Source organism: Streptomyces sp. NPDC029292 (assembly GCF_055569295.1).
This window is the reverse complement of the sequence record NZ_JBVHXR010000003.1, coordinates 628,631-642,008: the sequence shown is the minus strand read 5'-3', so window position 1 is coordinate 642,008 and position 13,378 is coordinate 628,631. Positions and strand designations below refer to the sequence as shown.

The 13,378-nt window shown below is 70.6% G+C and carries 10 protein-coding genes; 6 read left to right on the top strand and 4 right to left on the bottom strand.

The window, feature by feature from the left end; all coding sequences use genetic code 11:
* Positions 1 to 456 precede the first annotated feature (456 nt).
* The gene (locus ACZ4WS_RS11130; protein ID WP_467979230.1) at positions 457 to 906 is read left to right on the top strand and encodes a PTS sugar transporter subunit IIA; all 450 of its coding nucleotides are present in this window, start codon (positions 457 to 459) and stop codon (positions 904 to 906) included.
* An 80-nt stretch (positions 907 to 986) separates the two neighbouring features.
* Complete coding sequence (gene ptsP, locus ACZ4WS_RS11125) at positions 987 to 2,657, top strand: phosphoenolpyruvate--protein phosphotransferase (protein ID WP_467979229.1); 1,671 nt, start codon at positions 987 to 989, stop codon at positions 2,655 to 2,657.
* A 69-nt stretch (positions 2,658 to 2,726) separates the two neighbouring features.
* Here the strand turns inward: ptsP and ACZ4WS_RS11120 are convergent, their stop codons facing one another.
* Together ACZ4WS_RS11120 and ACZ4WS_RS11115 are read right to left on the bottom strand one after the other, a co-directional pair.
* Positions 2,727 to 3,617, bottom strand: a complete 891-nt coding sequence (locus ACZ4WS_RS11120; RefSeq protein WP_467979227.1) for a hypothetical protein — start codon at positions 3,615 to 3,617, stop codon at positions 2,727 to 2,729.
* 22 nt (positions 3,618 to 3,639) lie between these two features.
* Positions 3,640 to 4,848, bottom strand: coding sequence for an MFS transporter (locus ACZ4WS_RS11115; protein ID WP_467979226.1), 1,209 nt, complete (start codon positions 4,846 to 4,848; stop codon positions 3,640 to 3,642).
* An 87-nt stretch (positions 4,849 to 4,935) separates the two neighbouring features.
* Between ACZ4WS_RS11115 and ACZ4WS_RS11110 the strand changes: the two genes are divergently transcribed.
* On the top strand, positions 4,936 to 6,255 hold the full coding sequence (locus ACZ4WS_RS11110) for an aminotransferase class I/II-fold pyridoxal phosphate-dependent enzyme (RefSeq protein WP_467979224.1): 1,320 nt from the start codon (positions 4,936 to 4,938) through the stop codon (positions 6,253 to 6,255).
* Here the strand turns inward: ACZ4WS_RS11110 and ACZ4WS_RS11105 are convergent, their stop codons facing one another.
* Positions 6,256 to 8,223: an acetoacetate--CoA ligase gene (locus ACZ4WS_RS11105; protein ID WP_467979222.1), complete on the bottom strand. Its 1,968-nt coding sequence runs from the start codon at positions 8,221 to 8,223 to the stop codon at positions 6,256 to 6,258.
* A gap of 213 nt (positions 8,224 to 8,436) precedes the next feature.
* Here ACZ4WS_RS11105 and ACZ4WS_RS11100 point away from each other — a divergent pair, with 213 nt between their 5' ends.
* Entirely contained in the window at positions 8,437 to 10,803 is a 2,367-nt protein-coding gene (locus tag ACZ4WS_RS11100) for a glycoside hydrolase family 31 protein (RefSeq protein ID WP_467979220.1), read from the top strand.
* Between the two features lie 47 nt (positions 10,804 to 10,850).
* Here the strand turns inward: ACZ4WS_RS11100 and ACZ4WS_RS11095 are convergent, their stop codons facing one another.
* Positions 10,851 to 11,387: an NUDIX domain-containing protein gene (locus tag ACZ4WS_RS11095; RefSeq protein ID WP_467979218.1), complete on the bottom strand. Its 537-nt coding sequence runs from the start codon at positions 11,385 to 11,387 to the stop codon at positions 10,851 to 10,853.
* A 306-nt stretch (positions 11,388 to 11,693) separates the two neighbouring features.
* Between ACZ4WS_RS11095 and ACZ4WS_RS11090 the strand changes: the two genes are divergently transcribed.
* Together ACZ4WS_RS11090 and ACZ4WS_RS11085 are read left to right on the top strand one after the other, a co-directional pair.
* A complete protein-coding gene (locus ACZ4WS_RS11090) occupies positions 11,694 to 12,119 on the top strand; it encodes a Zn-ribbon domain-containing OB-fold protein (RefSeq protein ID WP_467979288.1) in 426 nt (141 codons plus the stop codon).
* Between the two features lie 28 nt (positions 12,120 to 12,147).
* Positions 12,148 to 13,338, top strand: coding sequence for a lipid-transfer protein (locus ACZ4WS_RS11085; RefSeq protein ID WP_467979216.1), 1,191 nt, complete (start codon positions 12,148 to 12,150; stop codon positions 13,336 to 13,338).
* Positions 13,339 to 13,378 lie beyond the last annotated feature (40 nt).

Below are 13,378 nucleotides of genomic sequence, written 5' to 3'. Positions count from 1 at the left end.
CCGATCGGCCGGAGACGGGGTATCAACATATCTGGCGTTGATTTTTGGCACGCTGTTGAGTTCTCAAGGAACGGACGCTTCCTTTGTACTCACCCGAGAGACTCTCTCGTGGCTTTCCTCCGGGCGCTTCCCTTCGGTGTTCCAAACTCTATCAGTGTTTTTCTGTCTCTCTGACCACCGTCCTGCGGACATGCAGAACGAGACCCCGAGATAGGATCTGACAAGTTGGGTGCTGCCAGGCAAGGACGCTTGGTTGCGTCGCTCGGCCTCAAGCAGGAGTACGACTCTACATGGGGGTCCGGAGCGGGCGCAAATCGTTTGCGCTGTGCTCTACGGCCGCCAACCGGTACCTCTCATGCGGAACCGGCACTTCATATGACATACCCTGCTGAACAGTGCGCCGTCCGGGACAGGCAGTGACGGCCCATATAAATCTCCACCCCTGGGAGGCTTCCCATGACCACCGTGACGTCCCCTCTTGCAGGACGCGCCATCGGACTCGCCGCGGTACCGGATCCTGTGTTCTCCGGGGCGATGGTCGGCCCCGGCACGGCGATCGACCCGGTGCGTGAGCCCTCGGAGGCTGTCGCCCCCGTGGACGGAGTGATTGTCTCGCTTCACCCACATGCGTTTGTCGTCGTCGACGGCGAGGGTCATGGCGTGCTCACGCACCTGGGTATCGACACCGTACAGCTCAACGGCGAGGGCTTCGAGCTGCTCGTCAACAAGGGCGACACTGTGACGCGCGGCCAGGGCATCGTGCGCTGGAACCCGGTCGCTGTCGAGCAGGCCGGCAAGTCCCCGGTGTGCCCGATCGTGGCGCTCGAGGCCACCAGCGACTCCCTCTCCGACCTCCGCGAGGACGGCGATGTGAAGGCCGGCGACGTCCTTTTCGACTGGCAGTGACATCGATGCCGTCGTAGTGGACGGCGAGTTGGACAACCACCGCGGCGGCGGGGCCCGCCGCACTATCGGAGACGGGTGAGATGGAGACAACGCTGCGAGGCGTCGGCGTGAGCCACGGTGTGGCGATCGGCGAGGTTCGGCACATGGGAACGGCGGTTCTTGAGCCGCCTGCCAAGCAGATCCCGGCGGAGGACGCGGAGCGCGAACAGGGGCGTGCCCGCAAGGCCGTGGAGGCTGTGGCAGCCGACCTGATTGCGCGCGGCAATCTGGCGGGGGGCGAAGCCCAGGCGGTACTCGAGGCTCAGGCCATGATGGCCCAGGACCCCGAGCTGATGGCGGATGTGGAACGGCGTATCGCCGTCGGCAGCACCGCCGAGCGTGCGGTCTACGACGCGTTCGCCTCGTACCGCGCTCTGCTGGCGGGTGCCGGCGAGTATCTCGCGGGTCGCGTGGCCGACCTCGATGACGTGCGGAACCGTATCGTCGCGCGACTGCTGGGCGTGCCCATGCCGGGCGTCCCGGACAGCGACGAGCCGTACGTTCTTATTGCTCGTGACCTCGCGCCTGCGGACACCGCACTGCTCGACCCCACTCTGGTGCTCGGTTTTGTCACCGAGGAGGGCGGGCCGACCAGCCACAGCGCCATCCTGGCGCGGGCGCTCGGGGTTCCCGCTGTGGTGGCACTGCCCGGTGCGAGTGAGATCGGTGAGGGCACCGTGATCGCTGTGGACGGCAGCACCGGTGAGATCTTCGTGGAGCCGAGCGCCGAGAAGAAGGCGCAGCTGGAGGCCGCGGCGGCAGAGCGCAAGGCGGCGCTGTCCGCCTCGACGGGTCCGGGTGCCACCTCCGACGGGCACAAGGTGCCGCTGCTGGCCAACGTCGGCGGCCCGGCGGACGTGCCGGCCGCGGTGGAGGCCGGTGCCGAGGGTGTCGGTCTGTTCCGCACCGAGTTCCTCTTCCTTGACGACAGCAAGAACGCGCCGTCCGAGGAGAAGCAGGTCGAGGCGTACCGGCAGGTGCTGGAGGCGTTCCCCGAGGGCCGTGTCGTCGTGCGTGTGCTCGACGCGGGTGCGGACAAGCCGCTCGAATTCCTGACTCCGGCCGACGAGCCGAACCCGGCACTGGGTGTACGGGGTCTTCGGTCGCTGCTCGACCACCCCGACGTGCTGCGTACGCAGCTGACGGCGCTCGCGAAGGCTTCGGAGGGGCTGCCGGTCTACCTCGAAGTGATGGCTCCGATGGTCGCGGACCGTACTGACGCCAAGGCGTTCGCGGACGCGTGCCGTGTGGCCGGGCTGCAGGCGAAGTTCGGCGCGATGGTGGAGATTCCGTCGGCCGCGCTGCGGGCGCGGTCGATCCTGCAGGAGGTCGAGTTCCTGTCGCTGGGGACCAACGACCTCGCGCAGTACACCTTCGCCGCCGACCGGCAGGTCGGTGCGGTGTCCCGCCTGCAGGACCCGTGGCAGCCCGCGCTGCTCGACCTGGTCGCGCTGTCCGCCGAGGCGGCGAAGGCCGAGGGCAAGAGCTGTGGTGTCTGCGGTGAGGCCGCGTCCGATCCGCTGCTCGCGTGTGTGCTGACCGGTCTCGGTGTCACCTCCTTGTCGATGGGCGCCGCGTCGATTCCTTATGTACGGGCGACTCTCGCCAAGTACACGTTGGCGCAGTGCGAGCGTGCCGCCGCGGCCGCGCGTGCCACGGACACGGCCGAGGAGGCGCGCACCGCGGCTCAGGCGGTGCTGTCCGGCGAGTAGCCGGGCCCCGTCGTCGATCGGCTGTTGTCCAGGGGCGCTCCACCTTCGGGTGGGGCGCCCCTCTCGCGTTCAGTGCGCGTGGCCCGTCCTTTCTCCTTCCTCGCCGAGGTCGGGCGGAACGCAGTAGTCGACGCCGGATTCCGGGGAGACGAGGTCTCCGGAGTCGGCGTCGGTGCAGTAGGCGTCGAAGACTTCTGCGGCGGTGAGGGGCTCCAGGTCTTCGCCGCGCAGCCGCCATCCGTAGACGCGGTCGGTGGCGTCGGGGGCGGTGGTGCGCATGACGAGACCTCCGACGCTCCGGGTGGCGATGCCGAGGGCCAGGACAGTGGTGAATTCGAGGGCTTCCGACTCGTCGAGGCGGGAGGTGCCCGCGGCGTCGTCGGCTCGGAGTACCGCGACGAGCGTTTCGGGTACCGCCGAGACGCTGCATACGAGGTGCAGGTCGCCGGGGCCCGCTGTGTCGAGGATGCGGGAGAGGAGGTGGGAGGCGCGGACGAAGGACGCGCGTCCGATGTCCTCGCCGCAGGACGCGCAATTGCCGATGCGGGCCAGGAGTGTGGTCGCGTACTCCCAGGTCGCCTGGCGGACGGCCTCGTCGACGAGGTCCGGAACGAGTTCGTCGAGGGACTGTCCCTCGTAGGGAACGGTCGGTCCTGTGGCGGCCAGCTCGGCGGTGAAGCGGGTGCGGCTGGCGGCGGCGTCGGGTTCCAGGCCGCTGGCGGCGCAGAACTCGGCGTACTCCTCGGGGTCGAAGAGTGCCACCGTGGTGTGGCTGCCCTGGGCGGCGAGGGTCCTGAGCAGGGATTCCACCTGCTGGAGGTAGGTCGCATGGTCGTCGAAGGCGAAGGTGCGGTAGCGCCGCATCGCCGTGAAGTCGTGTGCGTCGGTCAACAGGCCGATGGTGCCGGCGATTTCGCGGCGCAGGACGCGTCGCATGGTCTGGTGCTGGGTGTGCGCCATGTATCCCCCTGTGCGCAGTCGATCAATTCTCACTCACAGTAACCAGTGGCACTGACAATGCCGGTCGGGCGAGCTGGTCGCGCACCAGGCGATGCTGAAACAAGCAGGTCAGGGCGATGGTCGCGCCGAAAACGGTCCAGCCGATGGGGCCGGTGGCGATGGCCGCGGTGACTGCCAGTGGCCCGATGCTGCGCTGTGTGGACTGTGCCAGCCCGTGAGCGCCGAGGTAGGCGCCCTGGGCGGTGTCGGGTGCGAGGGCGACCGAGAGTTCCCAGGAGACGGTGGCGTGGATTATTTCGGCCAGGGTGAAGGCGATGGCCGAGGCCGTGAGGAACAGGCACGCGGCGATGGTCCCGCCCGTGGCAGAGAGTGCCATGGTGGCGCCGCCCAGGGCGAAGGCGGCGGAGAGCGGGAGCAGCAGGGCGCGTGCCGCGGCTGTTGTGGCCCCGAACCGGGCCAACGGGACTTGGAGGGCCACCACCATCACGTTGTTGAGGACCATGAGCAGCGGGGCCAGGCCGTGCGGCGCGCTGTCGGAGTGCGCGATCCACAGCGGCAGCCCGACCTTGAACACCGCGTCGTCGAGGAAGAGGGCGGTCTCGGTGGCGACGTATGCGAGGTAAGTGCGATCGCGCCAGGGGGTGGCCCGCCGTGTCGTGGGGACGGGGTCCTTCGATGTGGCGACCGTTCGGGTGGGTGACGGCGGTTCGGCGCAGCGCACGGTGAGGAGGGCGGCGGCGATGAACGAGAGGGCGTCGCCTGCCAGGAGCCACTGGTACGCGGTGGTGGTGCCGACGGCGAGGGCCGCTGCGGCGGCGAGACCGCCGAGGGCCCAGCCGACGTTGGCGACGGTCCGGTTGAGGGCCTGGTAGCGGACGCGGTCCCGCCCTGAGACGCGGGTGGCGTACAGCTTGGTGAGGACGTTGGCCGCGCGGTCGCCGAGGCTGCCGACGGCCGAGAAGGCGAGCAGCAGGGCGCAGTTGTCGGTGGTGAGCAGTGCGAAGGAGGCGAGGGCCCGCAGGAGCTGGAGGGCGATCAGGACGCGGGTGAGGGGCAGGCGGTCCGCGATGCGGCCGCCTAGGGGGGCACCGGCGATGCCTATGGCGCCCGCTACGGCGGCGAGGGTGCCGACCTGCGCGACGGAGAGCCCGGTGACGTAGGTGAAGTACAGAACGGAGACGGAGGCCCACAGTCCGCTGCCGATCCGGTCGACGAGGGCGATCCAGAGCATTCGGCGGCCGTGGAGGCCTCCTGGAATGCGCGTCGGACTCACTGTTCCCCCTTGCCTTCAGTTATGTACTGATACATACTCGACAATGTGGCAACACAATATGTGATCAGTGGTTCGACGGCCAAGGGGATTGCCTCGTCCATCGAACGAGGCGTGGCCGAGGGCGCGTTGGGTCCGGGAACGGCACTGCCTCCGGTGCGCGGGCTTGCCGACGAGCTCGGGGTGAGTCCCGGGACGGTTGCGACGGCCTACAAGGAGCTGCGGCGGCGCGGGATCGTCGTGACCCGCGGGCGTGGCGGGACCGTGGTCGCCGAGGCTCCCGCGGTGGCGTCGCGCCGGCCCCCGAAAGTGCCGGACGGACTGCGCGACTTGGCCGGCGGACATCCTGACCCTGAGCTGCTTCCCCATCTGGTGCCGCCGTCGCGGCTCTCCCCCGGCGCGCGGTCGCACCGCAGCACGCCCCGACTGGCGCGACTGGAGGAAGCGGTGCGCGGCTGGCTGGAGCCGGACGGGGTGCCGACGGACCACGTGACGTTCGCGCACGGTGCGCTGGATCTGGTGGGGCGGCTGCTGTCAGTGGAGTTGCGGCCAGGGGATGCCGTTGCCATGGAGGACCCCGGTTATCACCATCTGCTGGATCTGGTCACGGCGTTGGGGCTGCGTAACGTCCCGGTGGCGGTGGACGATCAGGGGATGCGCCCCGAGGCGCTGCGCGGTGCGTTGCGGGCAGGCGTACGAGCGGTCGTGTGCAGTCCGCGGGCGCAGAATCCGTTCGGCGGGTGTTTCTCGGCGGAGCGCCGGGACGCGCTGGTCGACGTGCTTCGGGAGGAGCCCGATGTGCTGGTCGTGGAGAACGACCACGCGTCCGCCGTCGCGGGCGCGCCGCTTCACACGTTGACGGCGGGCGGCCTGGCGCGCTGGGTGCATGTGCGGACCGTGAGCAAGTTCCTGGGGACCGATCTGCGATGGGCCGCGGCGGCCTGTGATCCCACGACGCTGGCTCGGCACGACGGTCGGCTGCTGCTGACCTCGGGCTGGGTCAGCCACCTGTTGCAGGAGACGGTGTACGGGCTCATGACGGACGACGGCACGCGCGCGTTGATCGCGCGTGCTCAGGAGACGTACGGGATGCGTCGGAACGCGCTCGTCCGCGAGCTCGCGGAGCGTGGGATCGAGGCTCACGGTGTGAGCGGGCTGAACCTCTGGGTGCCCGTGCGGGACGAGTCGGCCGTTGTGAACGGGCTGCGGTCGTACGGGTGGTGGGTCGGGGCGGGGGCGCGGTTCCGGATCGCCTGCGGACCCGGTGTACGGATCTCGGGGTCCGAACTCGAGCCCGCCGACGCGGTGCGCCTGGCCTCGGACTTCGCTGCCGTGCTCGGCGAGTCCGAGGCCTCCTACGGGGGCTGATCAGGCGCGCTTGTGGGCCAGCTCCTCGTAGAAGCGCAGCAGTTCGACGTTGTCCACGGAGCCGAGATTGACCGCCTTGTCCAAGGGGGTGCCCTGGAGAAGGCGTTTGACCGGGACCTCGATGCGCTTGCCGGTGAGGGTGTGGGGAACGCCGGGGACCTCGATGACCTCGTCGGGGACGTGGCGCGGTGAGAGCTGTTCGCGGATGGTCCGCTTGATGCGGTTCAGGAGGGCCTCGTCGAGTACGGCTCCGGGGGCGAGGTGCACGAAGAGGGGCATCCAGTAGCCGCCGTCGGGCTGTTCGATGCCGATGACGAGCGACTCCTTGATCTCGGGGAGGCGTTCGACGGCTTCGTAGATGTCGGCCGACCCCATGCGCACGCCCTGGCGGTTGAGCGTGGAGTCGGAACGTCCGTGGATGACGACGGAGCCACGTGAGGTGACGGTGATCCAGTCGCCGTGGCGCCACACTCCGGGATACGTGTCGAAGTAGCTGTCGTGGTAGCGGCTGCCGTCGGGGTCGTTCCAGAAGCGGATGGGCATCGACGGCATCGGATTGGTGACCACGAGTTCGCCGACTTCGTCGATGACGGGCTTTCCGCTGGGGTCCCAGGACTGGAGGTCGGTGCCGAGGCCGGGAGCCTGGAGTTCGCCGATGTACACCGGGAGTGTCGGTACCCCTCCCGCGAAGCAGGAGCACACGTCGGTGCCGCCGCTGACGGAGGCGATCCACAGGTCTTCGCGGATCTCGTCGTGCAGCCAGCGGAAGCCGTCGGGCGGCAGGGGCGAGCCCGTGGTGGCGACGCACTGCACACGCGAGAGGTCGAAGTCGCGGGAGGGGTGGACGCCCGCCTTGCGACACGCCATGACGTACGCGGCTGACGTGCCGAAGAGAGTGGCTCCCGTGCGTTCGGCGATGCGCCACTGGGCGCCCGTGTCCGGATAGCCGGGGCTGCCGTCGTACAGGACGATCGTGGTGCCCGTGAGCAGGCCGGAGACGAGGAAGTTCCACATCATCCAGCCGGTGGACGTGTACCAGAAGAAGCGGTCTTCGGGGCCGAGGTCGCAGTGCAGGCCGAGCTGCTTGAGGTGCTCGACGAGGATGCCGCCCTGTGACTGGACGATGGCCTTGGGGAGGCCGGTAGTGCCCGAGGAGTAGAGCACCCACAAGGGATGGTCGAAGGGGACCTGCTCGAAGACGGGCTCCACGTCGGCGGAGGTCAGCGTTGACCAGTCCAGGGCGCCCTCGGGGGCCTCGGTGCCGAGCAGCGGGATGTGGACGACGGCGCGCAGCGTGGGCAGCTCGCGGCGCAGCTCGGCGACGATGTCGCGGCGGTCGTGCTCCTTGCCGCCGTAGCGGTAGCCGTCGACCGCGAACAGCACGACGGGTTCGACCTGCTGGAAGCGGTCGAGGACGCTGCGGGCGCCGAAGTCGGGGGCGCAGGACGTCCAGACACCGCCCACGGCGGCCGTGGCGAGAAGGGCGACCACGGCTTGCGGAACGTTCGGGAGATAGCCGCTGACACGGTCTCCCGGACCTACCCCGAGGGTGCGCAGCTCGGCGGCCAGGGACCCGACCTGGCGGCGCAGCTCGGACCAGCTCACGGGGGTCGGCTCATGGGTCTCGTCGACGTACAGGAGCGCGGGCGCGCCCGCACGGGTCCCGGCGGCGCGCAGGGCGTGCTCGGCGTAGTTGAGGGTCGCCCCGGGGAACCACTCGGCGCCGGGCATGGAACGGTCGCCGAGCACGCGCGCGTAGGGGGTCGAAAACCGTACGTCGAACCATTCGGTGACGGCTTTCCAGAACGTGTCCAGTTCGTCCACCGACCAGCAGTGCAGCGCCGCGTAGCCGCCGTCGGACGGGGCTCCGTGCTGCTCGGCCGCCCAGGCCTGGAACTTCGTGATCTGCGCCTGGGCGATGCGCTCCCCAGTGGGCTGCCAGAGCGGTGAGGGGTTCGAGGTGGACATGGGGCGGCTCCCGGACTGTGCGCGTCGTGTGCGTCTGTCGCGCACGAGCGGGGGTGTGCGCGTCACGCGGCTGACACGGACGATGCCATGTGATCGACTTCTGCACCAGGGTGCGCCACACATAGTCGGCAGCGTGAAGATGTGGCGTCGCCACGGGTGAACGGCAGTTGAACGACTCACCCATTTGGCGCCGGTAATGGCAGGGTGAGCAGCATGGACGGTCGTGACCTGGTGCGTTCGGTGAAGGCGGTCGGTTCGGGGGGTGCCACTCAAGGATTGCGCACTGTGCGGGCCGCGTGGCGCAGGAGGCGTGCCGACGCCACTGGGCTGCCGCGGCGCGGGGCCGAGCGTGCGCGGGTGCCGGGCCCGGTGCGGGATGTGGAGCCGGGGCCCGGCGGCGGCGTCGTACGGTTCGCGCGGTCCGAGCTGCGGATCACGGTCGCGGTGAACGGCGCCGTGTTCTGGGGCTGGGACGGGGCTGGTCCCGAGCCGTCGTACGCGCTCGCGGGCCGCTGCCCGGAGCCGGACCCACGGGCCGTCCTGGAGCCCGACAAGGACGGCGGCTGGCGGGTCGTGGCCGAGCGTGTGACGGTCGTGGTCTCGCGGCACGGAGCGGTCGACGTGTGTACCCCCGGTGGGGTGATCCTGCGCCGTGATCTGCCGCCGCGTTGGTGGGAGCCGGTCGACGGTGGCGGAGCGCGCTGGATGCAGCGCTCCGAAGTGGCCGCCGACGCGCGCTTCTTCGGCCTGGGCGGGCGCACGGCAGGGCCTCGGCTGCGCGACGGGACGTACCGGCTGTGGAACACGGATCCCGGCCACGCCTTCGCGCCCGGCGACGATCCGCTGTACATCACCATGCCGGTGCAGATGGTGGTCGCCGACGCGGCCACGCATCTCGTGTTCCACGACACCTCGTGGGACGGCACGGTCGCCTTGCGCGAGGGCGAGGAGGGCGCCGGCTCCGGGCACGACAGAGCCGGGACCTGCGAACTGCGCATGGACGGCGGCCCGCTGCGCTGCTGGGTGATGGTGGGCACCCCCGCGCGCGTGCTGCACGCCTGGGCCTCGCTCACCGGGGCGCCCGCGCTGCCGCCCGCGTGGGCACTGGGGCACCATCACGCACGGTGGGGCTTCGGCAGCGAGCAGGAGGTCCGGCGGATCGTCGCGGGCTACCAGGAGCACGGTCTTCCGCTCGACGCGGTCCATCTGGACATCGACCACTACGACGAGCACCAGGTGTTCACGGTCGACCGGGAGCACTTCCCGAAGCTGCCCGTGCTCGCCGAGGAACTGCGCCGCGACGGCATCCGCCTGGTGTCGATCGTCGACCCGGCGGTCAAGGCCGAGCCGGGCAACGCCGTGTACGACAGTGGCGTCGCCGAGGAGGCCTTCGTGCGTGATGCCTCGGGGCGGCTCGTACGGGGTGTCGTATGGCCTGGGGAGTCGGTCTACCCGGATTTCACGCACGCGCGCGTGCGGCGCTGGTGGGGCGGGCTGTACGAGGAACGGCTGGCGCAGGGGTTCGCCGGGTTCTGGCACGACATGAATGAGCCGACGTCGTTCGCGGCGTTCGGGGAGTCGACGCTGCCGCGTTCGGCCCGGCACTCCCTGGAGGGGCGCGGCGGAGACCACCGCGAGGCGCACAACGTGTACGCGCTCGGCATGGCCCGGGCCGGGTACGAGAGTCTGCGTGAACTTGCTCCCCAGGAGCGGCCGTTCATCTTCTCGCGCTCCGGGTGGGCCGGAATGCAGCGCTACGGAGGGACCTGGTCCGGGGACGTGGCCACGGGCTGGCCGGGGTTGCGCGCGTCGCTGTCCCTGGTGATGGGGCTCGGGCTGTGCGGGGTGCCGTACTCGGGGCCCGACGTGGGCGGCTTCGACGGGAACCCCTCTCCGGAGCTGTATCTGCGGTGGTTCCAGCTCGGCGCCTACCTCCCGCTGTTCCGTACGCACGCGAGTCTGCGCGCCGGGCGCAGGGAGCCCTGGGAGTTCGGTGACAAAGTCCTGGAGCACGCGCGCGTGGCGCTCGTCGAGCGGCAGCGACTGCTGCCGTACTTCATGACCCTGGCGCACCTGGCGCGCCGCACCGGTGCGCCGTATGTGCGGCCCGTGTGGTGGGGCGCGCCGGAGGACCGGGCGCTCCGCGACTGCGAGGACGCCTTCCTGCTCGGCGACTGCCTCCTGGTGGCGCCGGTACTCGACCACGGGGCCGACCGGCGGGCGGTGCAGCTGCCGCGGGGGCGTTGGTACGACACCGTCACCGAGGAGGCGTACGAGGGTCCTGGCCAGGTGCTGATCGACGCCCCCTTGTCGCGGATTCCGGTGCTCGCGCGCGCGGGCGCCGTCGTGCCCGTACGGGGTGCCGACGGCGGTCTGGAGCTGGAGGCGTGGGCTCCCGCGCGCGGGCGCACCGGGGGCGGGCTCGTCGTCCCGGACGCGGGCGACGGGTGGGACGAGCAGGAGGTCGAGCGCTATGTGACGCGCTGGGAGGGGAAGCGCGTGATCGTGCGACGGGACCGAGAGGGTGGCCTGGGGGAGCCGGCGTACCCGGTGCGTGTGCGGGGGCTCGGGGCGCCGTGACGGATCACTGAGCGCCCCGAGCGCGCGCCTTCAGCTGCGCGCGCCCCTCAGAGGTACCGGCCCTCGAACCACGCCCGCACCGCCAAGGTGTGCAGCGGGAAGGCGAGTTCCTCCGGTCTTCGCAGCAGGTGCCAGCCCTCCGTCTCGTCCGTGACGGCGGACGGCGGGAGTTCGGCGGCCGGACGCTCCGGGAGGAGCCCGAAGAGCAGCAGGTGCCCGGCCGGTGAACTCATCGCGTCGGCGAGCCGCACCTCCCGGCTCGCCGCGTCGATGCCCGTCTCCTCCTTGAGCTCCCGGACGACGGCGTGCCGCCAGTCCTCCCGGTGGTCGATGAACCCTCCGGGCAGGGCGATGCCCCCGCGCGCGGGAGCGATGGTCCGGGTGATCACGACCAGGGAGGTGCCCCTGGCGTCGTACACGGGTTGCAGGGCCACCGCGACCGGAAGTGGATTGCGGTAGGCCACGGTGCCGCAGGCGGCGCAGGTGCGGGGCCAGCCGGAGATTCCCTCTCCGTAGGGTGTTCCGCAGCTGGAACAGTGAGAGTCCGGCGCGAAGTCGGCGGGCGGGTGCGGGGATGCGGACACGCCGCGGACTGTATCCGATCACTGGAGGGACGTCTTCAGGGGTGGTCCCGCAGCGGCTCAGCGGGACGACGTGAGGCAGCCGGCCCCGAGGAACGGCGACTTCTGCTGACCGTCCCCCCCACGGGTGATGAGGGACGGCCGGAACCACCCCCGTGGGCCCCGGCCGTCCCTACCGATACTCCGACGCCCGGGAGGCCCCCGCGGTTCTCCACGACGCCCTGCCCAATTCCGGTCGCCCGTGGCACACTTCTGACGTTCCGTCAGATCCAGTGTCGTGGAGGGGTCTTGTCACGTACACGCACGCCTGTGGTCGCCGGGTGGTTCGCCGGGGACGGGGCCGACTTCCGGCTGCTCGGCACACGCTGCTCGGCGTGCGCCTCGGTCTTCTTTCCCCGCGAGGACGCGTTCTGCCGCAATCCGGACTGCCGGGGCGGCGAGCTGGCCGAGGTGCCGCTGTCCCGGCGCGGCCGCGTCTGGTCCTACACGGACAGCCAGTACCGGCCTCCGTCACCGTATGTGACCGATCCGGAACTCTCGTGGGAGCCCTACACGTTGATCGCTGTGGAGATGGAATCCGAGCGCATCGTGGTACTCGGCCAGACGGTTCCCGGCATCACCGTCGCCGATCTGACGGTGGGCATGGAGGTGGAGGTCGTCCCCGGTGTGCTGAACGAGGACGCGGAGACGACCTGGACGACATGGCACTGGCGGCCGACGGGGGTGACGGCATGAGGAGCATGTGGCGCACGGGGGTGACGGCATGACCGGCGAGGTGGCGGTGCTCGGCGCGGGCATGCACCCCTGGGGCAAGTGGGGACGCGGCTTCGTCGAGTACGGAGTCGCGGCGGCGCGGGCGGCGCTGGCCGACGCGGGGATCGACTGGCGGGAGGTCGGCTCGATCGTGGGCGCGGACACCGTGCGCGGCGGCTACCCGGGGTATGTGGCGGGGGCGACGTTCGCGAAGGCGCTGGGCTGGCAGGGGGCGCGGGTCGCCAGTGTGTACGCGGCGTGCGCGTCGGGCGCTCAGGCGCTCAACACGGCGCGGGCACAGATCCTTTCGGGCCTCGCGGACGTCGTGCTCGTGGTGGGCGCGGACGCGGCGCCCAAGGGATTCTTCCGTCCGGCGGGCGGGGACAGGCCGGATGATCCCGACTGGCTGCGGTTCCGCGTACTGGGGGCGACGAATCCGACGTACTTCGGGCTGTACGCGCGACGGCGGATGGCCGTGCACGGGGACACACTGGAGGACTTCGCACAGGTCAAGGTGAAAAACGCGGCCCTGGGGGCGCTGAATCCGAACGCGCGCTACCGCAAGAGGGTCACCGCCGAGGAGGTCGCCGGGTCCGCGGTCGTCGCCGATCCGCTGCGGCTGCTCGACATCTGCGCGACCTCCGACGGCGGCGCGGCCCTCGTGTTGTCCAGCATGGGGTTCGCGCGACGGCACGGAGCGGCGGATCCCGTGCGGATCCGCGCGGTGTCCACGGTGACGCCGCGCTACCCGAACACCGTGCTGGATCTGCCGGACATCGCCACGGACTCCGCGGTCGCGGTGGAGCCCGCGGCCCACACCTTCCGCGCTTCCATCGCGCGGGCGGCGTACGAGGAGGCGGGCATCGGTCCCGAGGACCTCTCCCTCGCCGAGGTGTACGACCTGTCCACGGCCCTGGAGTTGCAGTGGTACGAGGATCTCGGCCTGTGCGCGGAGGGCGAGGCCGCGAAGCTGCTGAGGGAGGGTGCCACGGCGCTCGGCGGGCACATACCGGTGAACGTCAGCGGCGGTCTGGCCTCCTTCGGGGAGGCTGTTCCGGCACAGGCCATCGCCCAGGTGTGCGAGCTGACATGGCAGTTGCGGGGCACCGCGGGTGACCGGCAGGTCGCGGGGGCCCGGGCCGGGATCACCGCGAACCAGGGGCTGTTCGGACATGGGTCGTCGGTCATCGCCGTACGCTGATCTCGGACAGGCGTACGCACCGACTGTGACCACCTGGGAA

What these genes read in the sequence shown, in the direction of transcription:
- ACZ4WS_RS11085 (WP_467979216.1), top strand. Translation starts at nt 12,148, where the DNA reads ATGACCGGCGAGGTGGCGGTGCTCGGCGCGGGCATGCACCCCTGGGGC.
- ptsP (WP_467979229.1), top strand. Translation starts at nt 987, where the DNA reads ATGGAGACAACGCTGCGAGGCGTCGGCGTGAGCCACGGTGTGGCGATC.
- ACZ4WS_RS11115 (WP_467979226.1), bottom strand. Translation starts at nt 4,848, where the DNA reads ATGCTCTGGATCGCCCTCGTCGACCGGATCGGCAGCGGACTGTGGGCC.
- ACZ4WS_RS11130 (WP_467979230.1), top strand. Translation starts at nt 457, where the DNA reads ATGACCACCGTGACGTCCCCTCTTGCAGGACGCGCCATCGGACTCGCC.
- ACZ4WS_RS11100 (WP_467979220.1), top strand. Translation starts at nt 8,437, where the DNA reads ATGGACGGTCGTGACCTGGTGCGTTCGGTGAAGGCGGTCGGTTCGGGG.
- ACZ4WS_RS11105 (WP_467979222.1), bottom strand. Translation starts at nt 8,223, where the DNA reads ATGTCCACCTCGAACCCCTCACCGCTCTGGCAGCCCACTGGGGAGCGC.
- ACZ4WS_RS11120 (WP_467979227.1), bottom strand. Translation starts at nt 3,617, where the DNA reads ATGGCGCACACCCAGCACCAGACCATGCGACGCGTCCTGCGCCGCGAA.